17 protein-coding genes are annotated in these 15,096 nt (G+C 58.1%); 13 read left to right on the top strand and 4 right to left on the bottom strand.

The window, feature by feature from the left end:
* From mltG to FQ182_RS20690, 13 genes are all read left to right on the top strand, one after another.
* Nucleotides 1–1,140: an endolytic transglycosylase MltG gene (mltG, locus tag FQ182_RS20750; RefSeq protein WP_149413499.1), complete on the top strand. Its 1,140-nt coding sequence runs from the start codon at nt 1–3 to the stop codon at nt 1,138–1,140.
* Nucleotides 1,141–1,159: 19 nt separating this feature from the next.
* Entirely contained in the window at nt 1,160–1,792 is a 633-nt protein-coding gene (gene tmk, locus FQ182_RS20745; RefSeq protein ID WP_149413498.1) for a dTMP kinase, read from the top strand.
* Complete coding sequence (locus tag FQ182_RS20740; RefSeq protein WP_149413497.1) at nt 1,785–2,774, top strand: DNA polymerase III subunit delta'; 990 nt, start codon at nt 1,785–1,787, stop codon at nt 2,772–2,774. Before tmk ends, FQ182_RS20740 begins: the two co-directional genes overlap by 8 nt.
* Before the next feature lie 65 nt (nt 2,775–2,839).
* A complete protein-coding gene (locus FQ182_RS20735; RefSeq protein ID WP_133099176.1) occupies nt 2,840–3,622 on the top strand; it encodes a TatD family hydrolase in 783 nt (260 codons plus the stop codon).
* Nucleotides 3,623–4,082: 460 nt separating this feature from the next.
* Complete coding sequence (locus tag FQ182_RS20730) at nt 4,083–4,736, top strand: TetR/AcrR family transcriptional regulator (protein WP_149413496.1); 654 nt, start codon at nt 4,083–4,085, stop codon at nt 4,734–4,736.
* A 127-nt stretch (nt 4,737–4,863) separates the two neighbouring features.
* Nucleotides 4,864–5,832: a GTP 3',8-cyclase MoaA gene (locus tag FQ182_RS20725; protein ID WP_149413495.1), complete on the top strand. Its 969-nt coding sequence runs from the start codon at nt 4,864–4,866 to the stop codon at nt 5,830–5,832.
* A gap of 74 nt (nt 5,833–5,906) precedes the next feature.
* Nucleotides 5,907–6,512 (top strand): DUF4823 domain-containing protein, encoded by a 606-nt coding sequence (locus FQ182_RS20720; RefSeq protein ID WP_149413494.1) that lies wholly within the window; start codon nt 5,907–5,909, stop codon nt 6,510–6,512.
* A 15-nt stretch (nt 6,513–6,527) separates the two neighbouring features.
* Entirely contained in the window at nt 6,528–7,088 is a 561-nt protein-coding gene (locus FQ182_RS20715; protein ID WP_149413493.1) for a DUF1285 domain-containing protein, read from the top strand.
* A gap of 70 nt (nt 7,089–7,158) precedes the next feature.
* Nucleotides 7,159–7,860 carry a GntR family transcriptional regulator gene (locus FQ182_RS20710; RefSeq protein ID WP_149413492.1) on the top strand — a complete coding sequence of 234 codons (702 nt, stop codon included), beginning with the start codon at nt 7,159–7,161 and terminating at the stop codon, nt 7,858–7,860.
* An 8-nt stretch (nt 7,861–7,868) separates the two neighbouring features.
* The gene (locus tag FQ182_RS20705; RefSeq protein WP_149413491.1) at nt 7,869–8,870 is read left to right on the top strand and encodes an ADP-ribosylglycohydrolase family protein; all 1,002 of its coding nucleotides are present in this window, start codon (nt 7,869–7,871) and stop codon (nt 8,868–8,870) included.
* 209 nt (nt 8,871–9,079) lie between these two features.
* Entirely contained in the window at nt 9,080–10,546 is a 1,467-nt protein-coding gene (locus tag FQ182_RS20700) for a cytosine permease (protein ID WP_149413490.1), read from the top strand.
* Nucleotides 10,539–11,459: a PfkB family carbohydrate kinase gene (locus FQ182_RS20695; protein WP_149413489.1), complete on the top strand. Its 921-nt coding sequence runs from the start codon at nt 10,539–10,541 to the stop codon at nt 11,457–11,459. The genes FQ182_RS20700 and FQ182_RS20695 overlap by 8 nt, the downstream gene beginning before the upstream one ends.
* Nucleotides 11,460–11,497: 38 nt before the next feature.
* A complete protein-coding gene (locus FQ182_RS20690) occupies nt 11,498–12,235 on the top strand; it encodes a bifunctional 2-polyprenyl-6-hydroxyphenol methylase/3-demethylubiquinol 3-O-methyltransferase UbiG (RefSeq protein WP_149413488.1) in 738 nt (245 codons plus the stop codon).
* A 94-nt stretch (nt 12,236–12,329) separates the two neighbouring features.
* Here the strand turns inward: FQ182_RS20690 and FQ182_RS20685 are convergent, their stop codons facing one another.
* The 4 genes from FQ182_RS20685 to FQ182_RS20665 all read right to left on the bottom strand — a co-directional run.
* The gene (locus tag FQ182_RS20685; RefSeq protein ID WP_149413487.1) at nt 12,330–12,644 is read right to left on the bottom strand and encodes a hypothetical protein; all 315 of its coding nucleotides are present in this window, start codon (nt 12,642–12,644) and stop codon (nt 12,330–12,332) included.
* A gap of 320 nt (nt 12,645–12,964) precedes the next feature.
* Nucleotides 12,965–13,324, bottom strand: coding sequence for a hypothetical protein (locus FQ182_RS20675; RefSeq protein ID WP_149413486.1), 360 nt, complete (start codon nt 13,322–13,324; stop codon nt 12,965–12,967).
* A 301-nt stretch (nt 13,325–13,625) separates the two neighbouring features.
* The gene (locus tag FQ182_RS20670) at nt 13,626–14,015 is read right to left on the bottom strand and encodes a hypothetical protein (protein WP_149413485.1); all 390 of its coding nucleotides are present in this window, start codon (nt 14,013–14,015) and stop codon (nt 13,626–13,628) included.
* A partial coding sequence (locus tag FQ182_RS20665; RefSeq protein WP_178114497.1) for a polymorphic toxin type 47 domain-containing protein occupies nt 14,012–15,096 on the bottom strand: 1,085 nt, incomplete at its 5' end. The genes FQ182_RS20670 and FQ182_RS20665, both read right to left, overlap by 4 nt.

The raw sequence follows: 15,096 nt of genomic DNA, 5'->3' as shown, positions 1-15,096 counted from the left end.
TTGAGACGTAAATTTGTACTGCTGCTGGAGATTGGTCTGGTCCTGGCAGGTTTGCTGCTGGGTGCTTCGGCCTGGAAGCTCAATAGCGCCCTTGAGCAGCCCTTGAGCCTGACGCAAGAGCAGTTGCTGGATGTGCCCGCCGGATCGACACCGACAGGCACCTTCAATCGCCTGCAAGCTGATGGTGTGATCCAGGACGCGTTCTGGTTGCGTCTCTACTGGCGCTTCAACCTTGATGGTCAGCCACTGCACAGTGGTGAGTACCGCATGTCTCCCGGCATGACTGCGCAGGGCCTGATCGGCCTGTGGCAGCGCGGTGAGGTGGTGCAATACAGCTTGACCCTGGTGGAGGGCTGGAACTTCCGCCAAGTGCGCGCCGCCCTGGCCAAGCATGAAAAGATCGAGCAGACCCTGTCAGGCTTGAGTGACAGCGAGGTGATGGACAAGCTCGGCCATCCGGGCGTCTTTCCGGAAGGGCGCTTCTTCCCCGATACCTACCGCTTCGTGCGTGGCATGACTGACGCCGAACTGCTGAAGAAGGCCTACAGCCGTCTGGACGATGTCCTTGCCCAGGAATGGAGCAAGCGTGCCCCGGCTGTTCCCTACACCGAACCTTATCAAGCGCTGATCATGGCTTCTCTGGTGGAAAAAGAGACCGGAGTGCCTGAAGAGCGCGGGCAGATTGCTGGAGTGTTTGTGCGACGCATGAAAATCGGCATGCCGCTGCAAACCGACCCGACCGTGATCTACGGCATGGGCGAGCAGTACAACGGTAAGCTGACCCGCGCTCATCTCAAGGAGCCTACGCCCTACAATACTTATACGATTCCCGGTTTACCGCCGACGCCGATTGCCATGGTCGGCCGCGAAGCGATTCATGCTGCACTGAACCCGGTGCCTGGCAGTAGCCTGTATTTTGTTGCCCGTGGCGACGGTAGCCATATTTTCTCCGACAACCTGGATGCGCATAATTCTGCTGTGCGTGAGTACCAGATCAAGCGCCGCGCCGATTATCGTTCCAGCCCTGCGCCGGCAGCGAAGCCGGTGGACAGTACGCCGCTCCCTGCTGACGCACCGCCCGAAGTCCCGGCGGAGCAATCCCCGGCACCTGACGCCGCTGCGCCACAAAGCCCGCAATGACTCTGACTAAGGACTGCCTGTGACTGGCTTGTTTATTACCCTGGAAGGCCCGGAAGGCGCAGGCAAAAGCACCAACCGCGAATACTTGGCCGAACGCCTGCGGGCCGAAGGCATCGAGGTATTGCTGACTCGCGAGCCGGGCGGTACGCCCCTGGCCGAGCGGATCCGCGAGGTGTTGCTGGCTCCGGGCGACGAGCAGATGAACCCGGACACCGAGCTGCTGCTGGTGTTTGCCGCCCGCGCCCAGCACCTGGGCGAAGTGATTCGCCCGGCCCTGGCCCGTGGCGCAGTGGTGATCTGTGACCGTTTTACCGATTCCACTTACGCCTATCAGGGCGGCGGCCGTGGCTTGTCCCTTGAACGTATCGCGACGTTGGAAACCTTTGTCCAGGGCGACTTGCGCCCACACTTGACCCTGGTGTTCGACCTGCCGGTGGAAGTCGGTCTGGCCCGAGCCAGCGCTCGTGGGCGCCTTGACCGCTTCGAGCTGGAAGGCCGGGTATTTTTCGACGCCGTGCGCAGTGCCTATCTCAAGCGCGCCAAGGCAGACCCGGCGCGCTATTGCCTGGTGGACGCGGCGCAGCCTCTGACTCAGGTTCAGCGGGCACTGGATGCCCTGATGCCGAAACTGTTGGAGCTTTACCGTGGCTGAAGCCTACCCATGGCAGGACAGTCTGTGGCAGCAACTGGCCGGTCGTGCCCAGCACGCCCATGCCTATTTGCTCCATGGGCCGGTGGGCATCGGCAAGCGGGCGTTGGCCGAGCGCTTGATGGCCAGCCTGCTGTGCCAGAGTCCGCATGGCCTGGAAGCCTGCGGCGAGTGCAAATCGTGCATGCTGCTCAAGGCCGGCAGTCATCCGGACAACTACGTGCTGGAACCGGAAGAAGCCGACAAGGCAATCAAGGTCGATCAGGTTCGTGACCTGGTCAGCTTTGTGGTGCAGACCGCACAGATGGGTGGACGCAAGGTGGTGTTGATCGAGCCGGTAGAGTCGATGAACATCAACGCTGCCAACGCCTTGCTCAAAAGCCTGGAGGAGCCGTCTGGCAACACCGTGCTGCTGTTGGTCAGTCACCAGTCCAGCCGTTTGTTGGCGACCATTCGCAGTCGCTGCGTGCAACAGGCTTGCCCGTTGCCGAGCGAGGCCATGAGTTTGCAGTGGTTGGGCCAAGCCTTGCCGGAGTGCAGTGCAGAAGCGCGTATCGAGTTGCTGACCCTGGCTGCCGGCTCGCCATTGGCCGCAGTCAAGTTGCAGGCTCAGGGCGTGCGCGAGCAACGGGCGTTGGTGGTCGATGGCGTGAAAAAACTGCTCAAGCAAGAGCTATCCGCCACGCAACTGGCCGAAACAGCCTGGAAAGATATTCCACTGCTGCTGCTGTTCGACTGGTTCTGCGACTGGTCCAGCCTGATTCTGCGCTACCAACTGACCCAGGATGAAAGCGGTCTGGGCTTGATGGATATGCGTAAGGTTGTGCAATACCTGGCGCAAAAGAGCGCTCAGGACAAGGTCTTGAATATTCAGGACTGGATACTCGCCCAGCGCCAGAAAGTCCTGGGCAAGGCCAACCTCAATCGGGTGCTGCTGCTTGAGGCGTTGCTGGTGCAATGGGTCGGGTTGCTCGGCCGCCGCTGATTTTTTCGGGGCCCACGGGTTTACCGTTGGTCAGACACTCCCAGTGACGCAAGTTGTAACTTCCTATGCTCGTAGATTCCCATTGTCACCTTGACCGTCTCGACCTTACTGCACACAACGGTTCCCTGGACGCCGCTCTCGACGCTGCTCGCCAGCGCGGGGTAGGGCACTTCCTGTGCATTGGCGTCAGCGCCGAAAACGCCGCCGATGTCAAAGCCTTGGCCGAGCGCTATGCCGATGTCGATTGCTCGGTGGGTATCCATCCCCTGGACCTCAAGCCCGGCGAAGCGCCGGCCCTGGATTGGCTGCTGGGTGAGCTCAATCACCCCCGAGTAGTCGCGATCGGCGAGACAGGCCTGGATTATCACTACGAACCGGAAGCGGCCGAGTTGCAGCAAGCGTCGTTTCGCCTGCACCTGCAAGCCGCGCAACAGACCGGCAAACCGGTGATCGTTCACACCCGTGGCGCCCGTGCCGATACCTTGGCACTGTTACGGGAAGCCGCGCTGCCCCAGGCCGGTGTGCTGCATTGCTTCACTGAAGATTGGGACATGGCCAAGGCTGCCTTGGACCTGGGCTTCTACATCTCCTTGTCGGGTATCGTTACCTTTCGCAATGCCGACGCCCTACGGGATGTGGCACGCCAAGTACCGGCGGACCGCCTGCTAGTGGAAACCGACTCGCCTTACCTGGCGCCTATCCCTCATCGTGGCAAGCCGAACCTGCCGGAATACGTGCGGGATGTGGCGGACTATCTGGCGATGTTGCGGGGCGAGTCCTACGAGCGCTTTGCCGAGCAGACCACAGAGAACTTCAAGCGCCTGTTTGCGCAGGCTCACGTTGGTTAATGCGCGCGGGTTAAATCCCAGGCAAAAAAAACCCGGGTTCTGGGGGGTGAATCCGGGTTAAGACCATTAGGAGTAAAACAAGGGCACACAGTCCGTCGGTGCCCATATCGGCGCGTCACTTGGGGGAGATGTCACGCCGACATTTCAAGTATTGATCAGTATCCCGTTCAGTCCAGCCGCATCTGATCGTTTTTTAAACAGATTTGGAATACGCCCGCTTCGGTTGAGTTCTCATTGAGACGATGCACGCTGCAGGGTGGTGCGTATTATTTCTGACCCATACAGCTCCAATCGTTGGCGGGCTGTAAGTTAAGTGCAAGGGTTGTTCATATAGACGTTGCCCAACGACCGTACAGTCCGGATAATCCCTCGGACCGGGTAAAACGTTCCGTCACGCATCGCCAATCGAAGCATGCGGTACGTAACCCTTCCATTACTGACCTCTGCAGACCTTTTTCTTATGCACAAAGAACCCCGTAAGGTCCGTGAGTTTCGCCGCCGCGAGCAGGAAATTCTCGACATCGCACTCAAGCTGTTCCTCGAACAGGGTGAAGACAGCGTCACTGTCGAGATGATTGCGGATGCCGTGGGTATCGGCAAAGGCACGATCTACAAGCACTTCAAGTCCAAGGCCGAGATCTATTTGCGCCTGATGCTCGACTACGAGCGGGATTTGAATGAGTTGCTGCACTCGGCCGATGTCGACAAGGACAAGGAAGCCTTGTCCCGAGCCTATTTCGAATTCCGCATGCGCGACCCGCAACGCTACCGCTTGTTTGATCGTCTGGAAGAGAAGGTGGTCAAGGGCAACCAGGTGCCCGAGATGGTCGAGGAACTGCACAAGATTCGTGCCTCGAACTTCGAACGCCTGACCCTGTTGATCAAGGGCCGCATCAGCGAAGGCAAGCTCGAAGACGTTCCGCCATATTTCCATTACTGCGCCGCTTGGGCGTTGGTGCACGGCGCCGTGGCGCTGTACCACTCGCCGTTCTGGAGCAACGTGCTGGAAGATCAGGAAGGGTTCTTCCAGTTCCTGATGGACATCGGCGTGCGCATGGGCAACAAGCGCAAGCACAGCACCGAGCTGCCGAGTGCCGAAACGCCTGCCGCCTAAGTCAATTGCCAGATAATTTACTGCTAGGTGCAGTAACCCAGGAATATACTCAGGTAAGGTTCTTGCTAAAATCTGATTTATCAGTCAGGTTTTAGTGTGCCCGAATTATCCTCTGCCGGAGTGATCCATGATCGTTGATCGTCAAGGCAGGCGTTTTCGCAATTTGCGAATCAGCCTGACCTCAGCCTGCAACTACGCCTGTACCTACTGCGTGCCAAACGGCAAGCGGCTGGTGGCTGCGCAAGACGAGCTCTCGGCCGAGGCCATGGCGCGGGGCGTCGCCTATCTGATCGAGGCTGCCGGCATCGATCGCCTGCGTATTACCGGTGGCGAGCCGCTGGTCAGCCCCAAGCTTGAAGCCTTTATGGGCGCGGTAGGCAAGATGGGCCTGAGTGATATCAGCCTGACTACCAACGGCCAACTGCTGGCCCGCAAGCTGCCGTTGTTGGTGGATGCAGGGATTCGCCGGATCAACGTTTCTCTCGATACCCTGGACGCTGATGCCTTTCGCAGCATCGCCCGTGGCGGCGACTTGGCCACCGTGCTCGATGGCATGGACCAGGCGCGCGCCGCAGGGATCAAAATCAAGGTCAATATGGTGCCGTTGCGCGGGCAGAACCTGGACCAGGTTCTGCCGCTGCTCGACTATTGCCTGGAGCGTGGCTACGAGCTGCGCTTTATCGAATTGATGCGCATGGGCCACCTGGCCAGCGACTCCAATGCCTTCCTCCAGCAGTTCGTCAGCCTGCAGCAGTTGCTGAGCCTGATTGGCGCCCATCACGACTACCTGCAAGCCGACGCTCCGGTGGATGCCACCGCGGTGCGTTATGAAGTGCCCGGCAAAGGCTTCTTCGGCGTGATCGCCAACGAAAGCGTGCCGTTCTGCCGTACCTGCTCACGGTTGCGCCTGTCGTCCACCGGTTGGCTGCATGGCTGCCTGTCGTCGAGCAATCGCCACTATGTCGGCGACCTGTTGGACAAGCCGCGTCACCAGGCTTTGCCGGCCTTGCAGCGCTTGCTGGTCAAGGCCTTGGGTGACAAGCAGGAAGTGGCGTTTTCCGGCGGGGCCACGATCATGAAGATCATTGGCGGCTAGTCGCTCAAGCTGGCGCAAAATCTGCATCTCGTGCCTATTCGCCGGTTTTCCGTCACCGGCCTCTGGAGGATAGGATGCGTAGTCTGGTTTTGTTGCTGGCGTCGTTAGCGCTGGGCGGCTGCATGACAGTCAGCGATATGGCCGAAGGCACTCGCTATCAGATGAGCGATGCCGGGTTGCTGGATCACAGCAATACCCGCCGTTCCAACTCGATCCGCATACAGCCGGACTCCTTTATCTTTATCGCCCAAGGTGCATTCACCCCGCCGGGCAGCGCCTATCCACGCCCCAACGTGGTGGCCGAAGAAGCGTTCAACGGCTTTATCGAATACTTCCCCATGGTCCGCCGCGCCCGCTCGCCGGAAGGTCTGGAGGAGGCGATGGCCGAAGCCCGCAGCGTCGGCGCCCATTACCTGCTGTATACGCGCTTTGCCAAGGCCGACGACCGGATCGGCAATGCCGACGAATGGACCGACCAGCAGGCCGTGGACCGGCTGGGGATCGACAGCGGCGTCATCCAGATCATGTTGATCGAGACCAGTACCCAGTATTTGATTGATACTGCACGGATTCGCAGTCGTGGCGGTTTACTGACGTTGCACGACAACAAACCCGAAGATCTGCTTGGGCCGCCGCTTGCGCAATACGCTCGCAGTCTGTTGGGCATGAGTGATCAGTAAGTCAAAGGAGACAGCATGAGCGATTCGGCCAAGGCCAACGACCTGTTGGCACAACTGCCCAAGGGCAAGGGACCGGCGCCGGTTCACCTGTGGAACCCGGATTTTTGCGGCGATATCGACATGCGAATTGCCCGTGACGGTACTTGGTTCTACATGGGCACGCCCATCGGCCGTAAACCCATGGTCAAGCTGTTCTCCAACATCATCCGCCGCGATGGCGATGATTACTTCCTGATTACCCCGGTGGAAAAGGTCGGGATCAAGGTCGACGATGCCCCCTTCATCGCCTTGACCCTGGAAGTTGAAGGGCAGGGCGAAAGCCAGGTCCTGCGCTTTACCACTAACGTTGAGGATCAGGTCGAGGCTGGCCTAGAGCATCCGCTGCGGGTGGTGATTGATCCAGATACTCAAGAGCCGGCACCTTATTTGCGGGTGCGCACCAACCTAGAAGCCTTGGTTCATCGCAACGCTTTCTACCAGTTGGTGGAGCTGGCGGTGTCTCGTCCGATCAACGGTCAGAACTGGCTTGGCGTATGGAGTGGCGGGGTATTTTTCCCCATCGGCCTGGAACCCTGAGACCGATTTCCCCTTTCCCTTGAAATAATTTGCTTGCTGCAGCGAGGCGCTTTCGGTTATCAGTTTGTACATGATTAGACATGTACGATTTGATAAGAAAAAACGCGTCGTCGACGAACTGATCCGCCGTATCGAGGGCGGAGTCATGGCCGACGGTTTCCTGCTGCCAGGTGAGCATCAACTGGCCGAAGAGTTTTCGGTCAGTCGCGGCACGCTGCGTGAGGCACTCGCGGAGCTCAAGCGTCGCAGCTACATCGCCACCCAGAGTGGTGTCGGCTCCATCGTCACCTTTGACGGCATGGTCCTTGACCAGCGCAGCGGCTGGGCCCAGGCCCTGGCCGATACCGGTGCCTTTGTGACCACCGACGTCCTGCGCCTGGAAGCGGTAACCCGCCCGGATCTGCTCAGCCGCTACGGCAGCGATCAGTTCATCGCCCTCGACCGCCGCCGACGCACCGCTGATGGCACCGCCGTGTCCCTGGAGCGTTCGTTGATGCCCGCCTCCGGTGGCCTGGAAGGCCTTCCTCGGGTCGGTCTGATCGACAACTCCCTGACCATCACCCTCGCGGCTTACGGCTATGTGGGTGCTGGCGGCGATCAATGGATCGGCGCCGAGCCCTTGAGCGACACCGACGCCCAGTTACTGGGTCGTCCTGCCGGCACGGTTTTCCTCAAGACCCTGCGCACTACCTACGACCGTCAGGACCGTTTCATGGAGTACGTCGAAAGCTGGCTCGACCCTCTGCATTTTCGTTTGCACCTTCAATTTTGAGGTTCGTAATGACCCCGCATACCCGCGCCCTCGGCGCTTTCTATGGCCTGGCATTGGGCGATGCCTTAGGCATGCCTACCCAGTCCCTGAGTCGTGAACAGGTCAAGGCCCGCTTCGGAGCAATCACCGCCCTGGAAGATGCCGGCGCTGATCAGCCGATTGCGCCGAACATGCCCAAGGGCTCAATCACCGATGACACCGAGCAGGCGATTCTGGTAGGTCAACTGCTGGTGGACGGCCAGGGCAAAATCGACCCGACCGAACTCGCTCAACGCCTGATCGACTGGGAAGCGGTGATGCGCGCCAAAGGCTCCCAGGACCTGCTGGGTCCGTCGACCAAGCGGGCCATCGATATGATCCTGGCCGGCCACACCCCGCAAGAATCCGGACGCTACGGCACCACCAATGGCGCGGCGATGCGCATCACGCCGGTGGGTATTGCGGCGGATGTCACTGACCCGCAAGCCTTTATCCAGTCGGTGATCCAGGCATGCCAGGTCACGCACAACACCACCCTGGGTATCGCCAGTGCCGCCGCAGTGGCAGCGGTGGTTTCGGCCGGCATCAACGGCGTTGATTTGGGTGAGGCACTGAACATCGGCACGCAGATCGCGCAACAGGCCGAAAGTCACGGTAACTGGGTCGCCGGCGGACGTATCGCCACCCGCATCAGTTGGGCGCGGACGTTGAGTGTCGGCAGTAGCGACAAGGCCCTGTTCGCCGACCTGCTCTACGAATTGATCGGTACCTCCGTTGCCTCCCAGGAATCGGTGGTGGTGTCCTTTGCCCTCGCACAGCAAGTGGCAGTGGGCGAGATGGATGCTTTCGAAGCCCTGTGCATGGCCGCCAGCCTCGGCGGCGACACCGACACTATTGCCGCGATTCTCGGCGCGATGCTTGGCGCTTGCCTGGGGATGCAGTGCTGGCCTGAGTCGCTGATTGAGCAGGTCAAGCAGGTTAACGGCCTGGACTTGCAGCCGCTGGTCCAGGGGCTGCTGGCGTTGCGCTGAGCGCCACAGACCCCATGCAGTATCCGGTTCCATGTGGGAGCCGGGCTTGCCCGCGATGCAGGCGACTCGGTCTCTAAGGGATACCGAGATGATGCCATCGCAGCGCTGCAGCGACCCGACAAGCCTGCTCCCACAGGAATGCCGGGATGTTGATTCAACTTGCGAAACTGCCACAACCACAACAAAACAGGCATCAGGAGCACCCCGTCATGAGTTCGACATCTTCCGGCCAAAGCGCCGGGCAGTTGGAAACGCGCGGTATCGAGCCGGTCCCGGAAGGCGAGTGCAACGGTCATCCGCTGCAACTGTTTTGGGTCTGGTTCGCCGCTAATATCAGCATTCTCGGCTTGCCGCTGGGAGCGACTCTGGTGGCGTTTCGCGGCCTGGCCATCTGGCAGGCAATCATCGTTGCGATCCTCGGCGCTGCTGGCTCGTTTGCGGTGGTGGGGATCATCTCCATCGCCGGCCGTCGTGGTCGCGCACCGAGCCTGACCCTGTCCCGGGCGATCTTTGGTGTACGCGGCAATATCGGCCCGACACTGGTGTCGCTGATGTCGCGCCTGGGCTGGGAAACCGTCAACACCACCACCGCCGCGTTCGTGCTGCTGTCGTTGTGCTCGATCCTGTTCAACTCGCCGGTGGCCGCAAAAAGCGCACCGCTGCTGACCTTGCTGTTTATCGGCATTTTCGTACTGCTGACCCTGGCCGTCTCGGGCCTGGGCCATGCCACCTTGTTGGTGATCCAGAAGTGGGCGACCTACGTGTTCGGCGCGTTGAATATCCTGGTGGGTGGTTTCCTCTGCGCCACCATCGACTGGAGCGCCGTATTCAACGCCACCCCGGCACCGCTGAGCGCGATGATCATCGGCGTCGGCACCATGGCCGCCGGCACCGGGATTGGTTGGGCCAATGCCGGTGCCGACATGTCCCGCTACCAGCATCGCAGCGTCAAGGCCGTGCGCCTGGTGGCGTCCGCAGCCTTCGGTGCGGGGATTCCGCTGGTGCTGCTGATTACCCTCGGTGGCCTGCTGTCGGTGGGCAACAATGACCTGGCCTCGGCCACTGACCCGGTCATCGCGATCCGCGACATGCTGCCGACCTGGATGGCCGTGCCGTACCTGATCACCGCGTTTGGCGGGCTATTGCTGTCCAACAACCTGTCGGTGTATTCGGCAGGCCTGACCACATTGACCCTCGGCTTGAAGGTCAAGCGCGTGCATGCCGTGATTGTCGACATAGTCGCGATTTTCGCCGGTTCTATTTACTTCATGCTGATCGCCGACAGCTTCTACGGCCCGTTCATCACCTTTATCTCGTTGCTGGCAGTGCCAATCACCGCCTGGGTGGGGATCTTTGTCGTCGATCTGATCCATCGCCATTACTACAGCCCCAAGGATTTGCTGGACGTCACACCCAGCAGTGCCTACTGGTATCGCGGCGGTATTGAATGGCGCGCGTTTGGTGCCTGGGTGATCGCGATTGTGCTGGGCTTCAGCTTCACCACCATCGGCACCACTGCCGAGAACATCTGGTTCGCCGGGCCGCTGTCCGATTCCTGGTTGGGGCATAACGGCCTGGGCTGGATCGTCACTTTCCTGGTGGCCGGCGGAATTTATGCGGTATTGGGTGGCGCTGCGGATCGTCGCCCTGCTTTGTTAGAGAACGCTAATGTCTAGATTGCTTCACACAGGCCAGGTCATCGTCGACCTGGTCATGTCCCTCGACAAGCTGCCCGCGTCAGGCGGCGATGTGCTGGCGCAATCCGCCAGCTTCGAAACCGGTGGCGGCTTTAACGTGATGGCAGCCGCCCAGCGCAACGGCTTGCCGGTGGTGTACCTAGGACGGCACGGCAAGGGGCGTTTCGGCGACCTGGCCCGTGCGGCGATGCAGGCGCAAGGCATCGAAATGGCCCTGGCCGCCAGCGAGGGCGAGGACACCGGCCTGTGCGTGGCACTGACCGAAGCGACCACTGAGCGCACCTTCATTTCCCATATGGGCGCCGAAGGTGAACTAAGCGCCGAGAACTTGGCCCGTACGGTCCCCCGCACCGACGACTATGTTTACGTCAGCGGCTATAGCCTGTTGCTTGAGGGCAAGGCTCAGCCTTTGCTCGACTGGTTGCTGGGGTTGCCGAGGGAGATCGCGGTGGTGTTCGATCCGGGCCCGTTGGTCAATGCGCCGGGCTCATCGCTGATGGCCGTCTTGCTGCCCCGTATCGATATCTGGACCAGCAACGGTCCAGAGGCACTGGCCTTTACCGGCACCGCGGCTATCGCTGACGCGCTGCTCAAACTCAACGACCACCTGCCTGCGCAAACGCTGCTGGTGGTGCGCGATGGGCCCAACGGCTGCTGGATCGGCCGTAACGGGCAGACCGAACATGTGCCAGGGTTCAAGGTTAAGGCGGTGGACAGCAACGGTGCGGGCGATGCTCATGCCGGGGTGTTTATCGCCGGCCTGGCTAATGGATTGACGCCAGCCGCGGCGGCGCGCCGAGCGAATGCGGCGGCGGCACTGGCGGTCACACGTTGGGGGCCGGCAACTTCACCGGGTACCGCTGAAGTGGATGCGTTGTTGGCGGGGGCCTGAGTCGGCAGAATAGGCACCACTCAGCACGGAGCGATCCCATGACCCAGAACATCTACGACACCCCGGCCTTCTTCGAGGGCTACAGCAAGATGGGTCGCTCAGTGGAAGGCCTCGCCGGCGCGCCGGAGTGGCCCGCCTTGCAGGCATTGCTGCCACCCATGCCAGGTTTGAAAGTGGTGGATCTGGGCTGCGGCTATGGCTGGTTCAGCCGATGGGCCCAGGAGCAGGGCGCTGATCAGGTATTGGGGCTGGATGTCTCGCAAAAGATGCTGGCGCGGGCAACCGAGATGACTTCATCGCCAGCCATTACTTACGCCATTGCCGACCTTGAGCAACTGGACCTTCCTGTCGCTACCTTCGACCTGGCCTATAGCTCGCTGGCCTTGCACTATATCGTCGACCTCAAGGGCCTGTTCGCTCGTGTCCATGAGTCGCTGGTTCCTGGTGGTTGGCTGGTGTTTTCCATCGAACACCCGATCTTCATGGCGCCTCGTGGGCCGGGTTGGCTGATTGATGACCAGGGGCGCAAGAGCTGGCCGGTGAACGGCTATCAGCAGGAAGGGCCGCGGGTCACCCATTGGCTGGCGGAGGGTGTGATCAAGCAGCACCGCACCTTGGGCACCTTGATCAACCTGTTGATCAAGGCAGGTTTTACCTTGAGTCATGTCGAGGAGTGGGGGCCAAGTGAGGCGGACCTCAAGGCCCGCCCGGAGTTGGCGCAAGAGCAGGAGCGGCCGATGATGTTGATTGTGGCTGCGCAGCGCTTGGGCAGTTGACCTGATAAAGATCAAAGTGTGTGGGCGGACTTGTCTGCACTTTACCTCTCGTCCCCTTTATTATTTATCCAAAGTAATTGGTTCTCGGATTTGGTTATATCTTTTCAGCGTCATAGTCACCTGCCACTACTATGAAGATCACTTCTCCTCCGCGACTCGAAGTGAAGCAGTAGTTTTTTCCAGTCTCATTTGAATTAACTCTCATCGCTTCTCCAGAGAGACTTGTCTCGGATGCTTCGTACATTTCAGATATTTCAGAACCAACGGCGCCAATACCTTGGAAGGCAATCAAATCTTGAAAAGATATGATCCATGATTGCTCTTGCCAATCTGTAAACTCCATTAGCAATGTGTTTCGGTTGCACGTTATTTTTTCGATTGTTCCGTCTGAAACGGGAAATTTTTTCATTTTAAGTTCCTGGGTGCTTTTCGCCTGGCAAGAAACCAGTTCCATGTCCGGGTTGATAGTTTTCGGGTTTTACTTTCAAGAGCAGTTTTTGTTTTTCGGCTTGCTTCCAGCTCAAATTATTTGGCTTAAGTTCGATGTGATAGTGCTCCCCGTGATGTCTTGGACTGAAAGGGCCTAAGTCTCCTGGGTGGCTTTCAAAGCGTATTAGAGTATCGGTATTAGGCCGCCATTCCATTCTTTGGGTGCCGTGTTTTGTTGTAGAGGCTTTGGGGGGCACCTAAAACCTTTGTTAAATAATTGGGGTCGTTTAGTACGGGGCCTTACTGAAGGTCTGCGTAATCCATGTAGCCCTCAAATGCTAAACAGCCTATCCAGCATAGGTTTTCAGGGAAGATATATGTATGTTGAGGGACCTCTGAAAAAATCTCAATTGCTTTTTTGATGTCGGTGATGTTGATGGAGTAAGCGTGATCAATAGCTGCGTCGCCCAAGAAAATCACATTCTGAATAGTCAGGCTGCTCAGCCTTTTTGATGTTTCGGTTAAAGCGCTGTCTTTTTCTAAGGTGCTAAGACTGATTGGATTTTGCAGAGTTGCCCAATGGATTTTATTCCCGATAAAAGTGACTTTTTTTTGTAGTTCATTGACAAAGAGCTCCTGGTCACTGCTCGACAGTTGCATATGGTGAATGCATTATTTCTTTAGCGTGCATATCAAATGTTCATCGAAGTAACTCATTTTTTTGAAAACCTTCTATTTATCCTAAGTACAAGCTCTGGTGGGCCTTCGAAAAGGTAGTGAGATCCTTTTTTCTTCCCATACCAAACGTTTATGTGAGCTCCACTTGAACGCACGTTGCGAACCGATGTGCATCAACAGGCGCTTGCATTGGAGTAGATTTGTGGGGGGGCTTCAGGATTCGTCCCTTTTTTCGTTTGCACAAAACTAATTACATCATCCATTGCTGCTTCTTAGAGGTAGTCTATGCCCAGCTTACGCAGTCATGGTCATCCATGTGGACTAAGAACGTTAGGTCTCGGTCAGTTACCCAGAAAGGATAGCCCGTTGTTTCAGATAAAATACGAGCAAGATTTTTGGAGCTACATATCTCCCAAGCTCTGTGGGCTGAGTCGAAAACAATAAAAATCAGCCTCTCACTATGAATATGGGATTGTATCTCTTTCCAAAAATTTGGATTGTGTTCCTCGCTTTTTATGTTGAGATCAATAGGGTTAAGTGTTTTTTGTTTGGTTTTAAAAAAACTCTCACTAAGAGATGTGATCAGGGCGCTGAGCTCGTTCGAGTCTAGCTTTCTGCCCTCAATGTCTAAAGCTATTAAAGTTTCATCGATTTCTTCTTCTAAATAATTCATTGAGATGTGCCAATTTTTGAACGGCTAACAGGAAGTAGTTCAAGCAATATATGCCCTCTTTTGGCTCCGCCATAGCCTCTTTTTCCTACTGTCTGGTAACCGGCATGTGGTGAGGCAGGACCTTTAGTAGTTGGGATCAGCGCCGGATCGTCGATGTTTACCTCTGCTCCCTTATTCGGACCTCTTAATACTCTCCACTCTGCCGGCCACGACTTACCATATTGGTCTTTTCCCCACTTAGTCACGGTGTAGTCATCCTTTGATATGCCTGTCCTGTGAAATGCCTCGTCCAGCGCTTTACGCATTTGTTGATAAGAACTCCCCTTTACTGTTCTCCAATCAAGATCCACATCGGAATTAAATTTCCATGTTCCGCCAGCGGCCTGTGGGCAGTCTGTAGGTGCACATGCTAACCCCAACGGATCCACCCACCCCGTAGGGTTGGGCACGTACTGGTATCCGTTCAGCCCGCCCGCCAGTTTCACCGGGTCGGGCGTCAGGTAGCGACCGTTGTCCGGATTGTAGTAGCGATGGCGGTTGTAGTGCAGTCCGCTTTCTTGATCGAAGTACTGGCCCTGGAAGCGCAGCGGGTTGTTGACGGTGTTAACGTCAAGCTTCGCGATTTGGCCGTAGGCGCGGTAGTGGGCGGACCAGACGATTTCGCCGTCGGGATTCGTCAGTTCCTGGGGTGTGCCGAGGTGGTCGAGTTGGTAATGGAAGGGTTTGACGTTTTCCGGGCCAAAGCCTTCCAGCAAGGCTAACGGGCGGAAGCTGTCGGGTTCGTAGACGTAGCTGCGGTGTTGTTCCTCTGAGTGTTCGGCAATCAGGGTGTCGCCTTGCCAGAAGAATTCGGTGCTCTTCTCATCGATGGTTTTTCTGATGCGCCGGCCAAGCGGGTCGTAGCGGTAGCTGGCTTGTCGGCCATCCGATTGAGTGACGGCGATCAGCCGATGCTGGCAGTCGTAGCGGTATTCGGTGACCAGTTGCTGGGCGCGACCTCGGCGTTCGCGCAGGAGGTTGCCGAAGGCGTCGTAGTCGTAGTGGCGATCGCCTTGCATCAGCAGGCGGTTGCCTTTGATCA

This window comes from Pseudomonas sp. ANT_H4, from assembly GCF_008369295.1.
GTDB lineage: Bacteria > Pseudomonadota > Gammaproteobacteria > Pseudomonadales > Pseudomonadaceae > Aquipseudomonas.
Note: the sequence above shows the minus strand (reverse complement) of the source record. Positions and strands in the feature narration are given on the sequence as shown.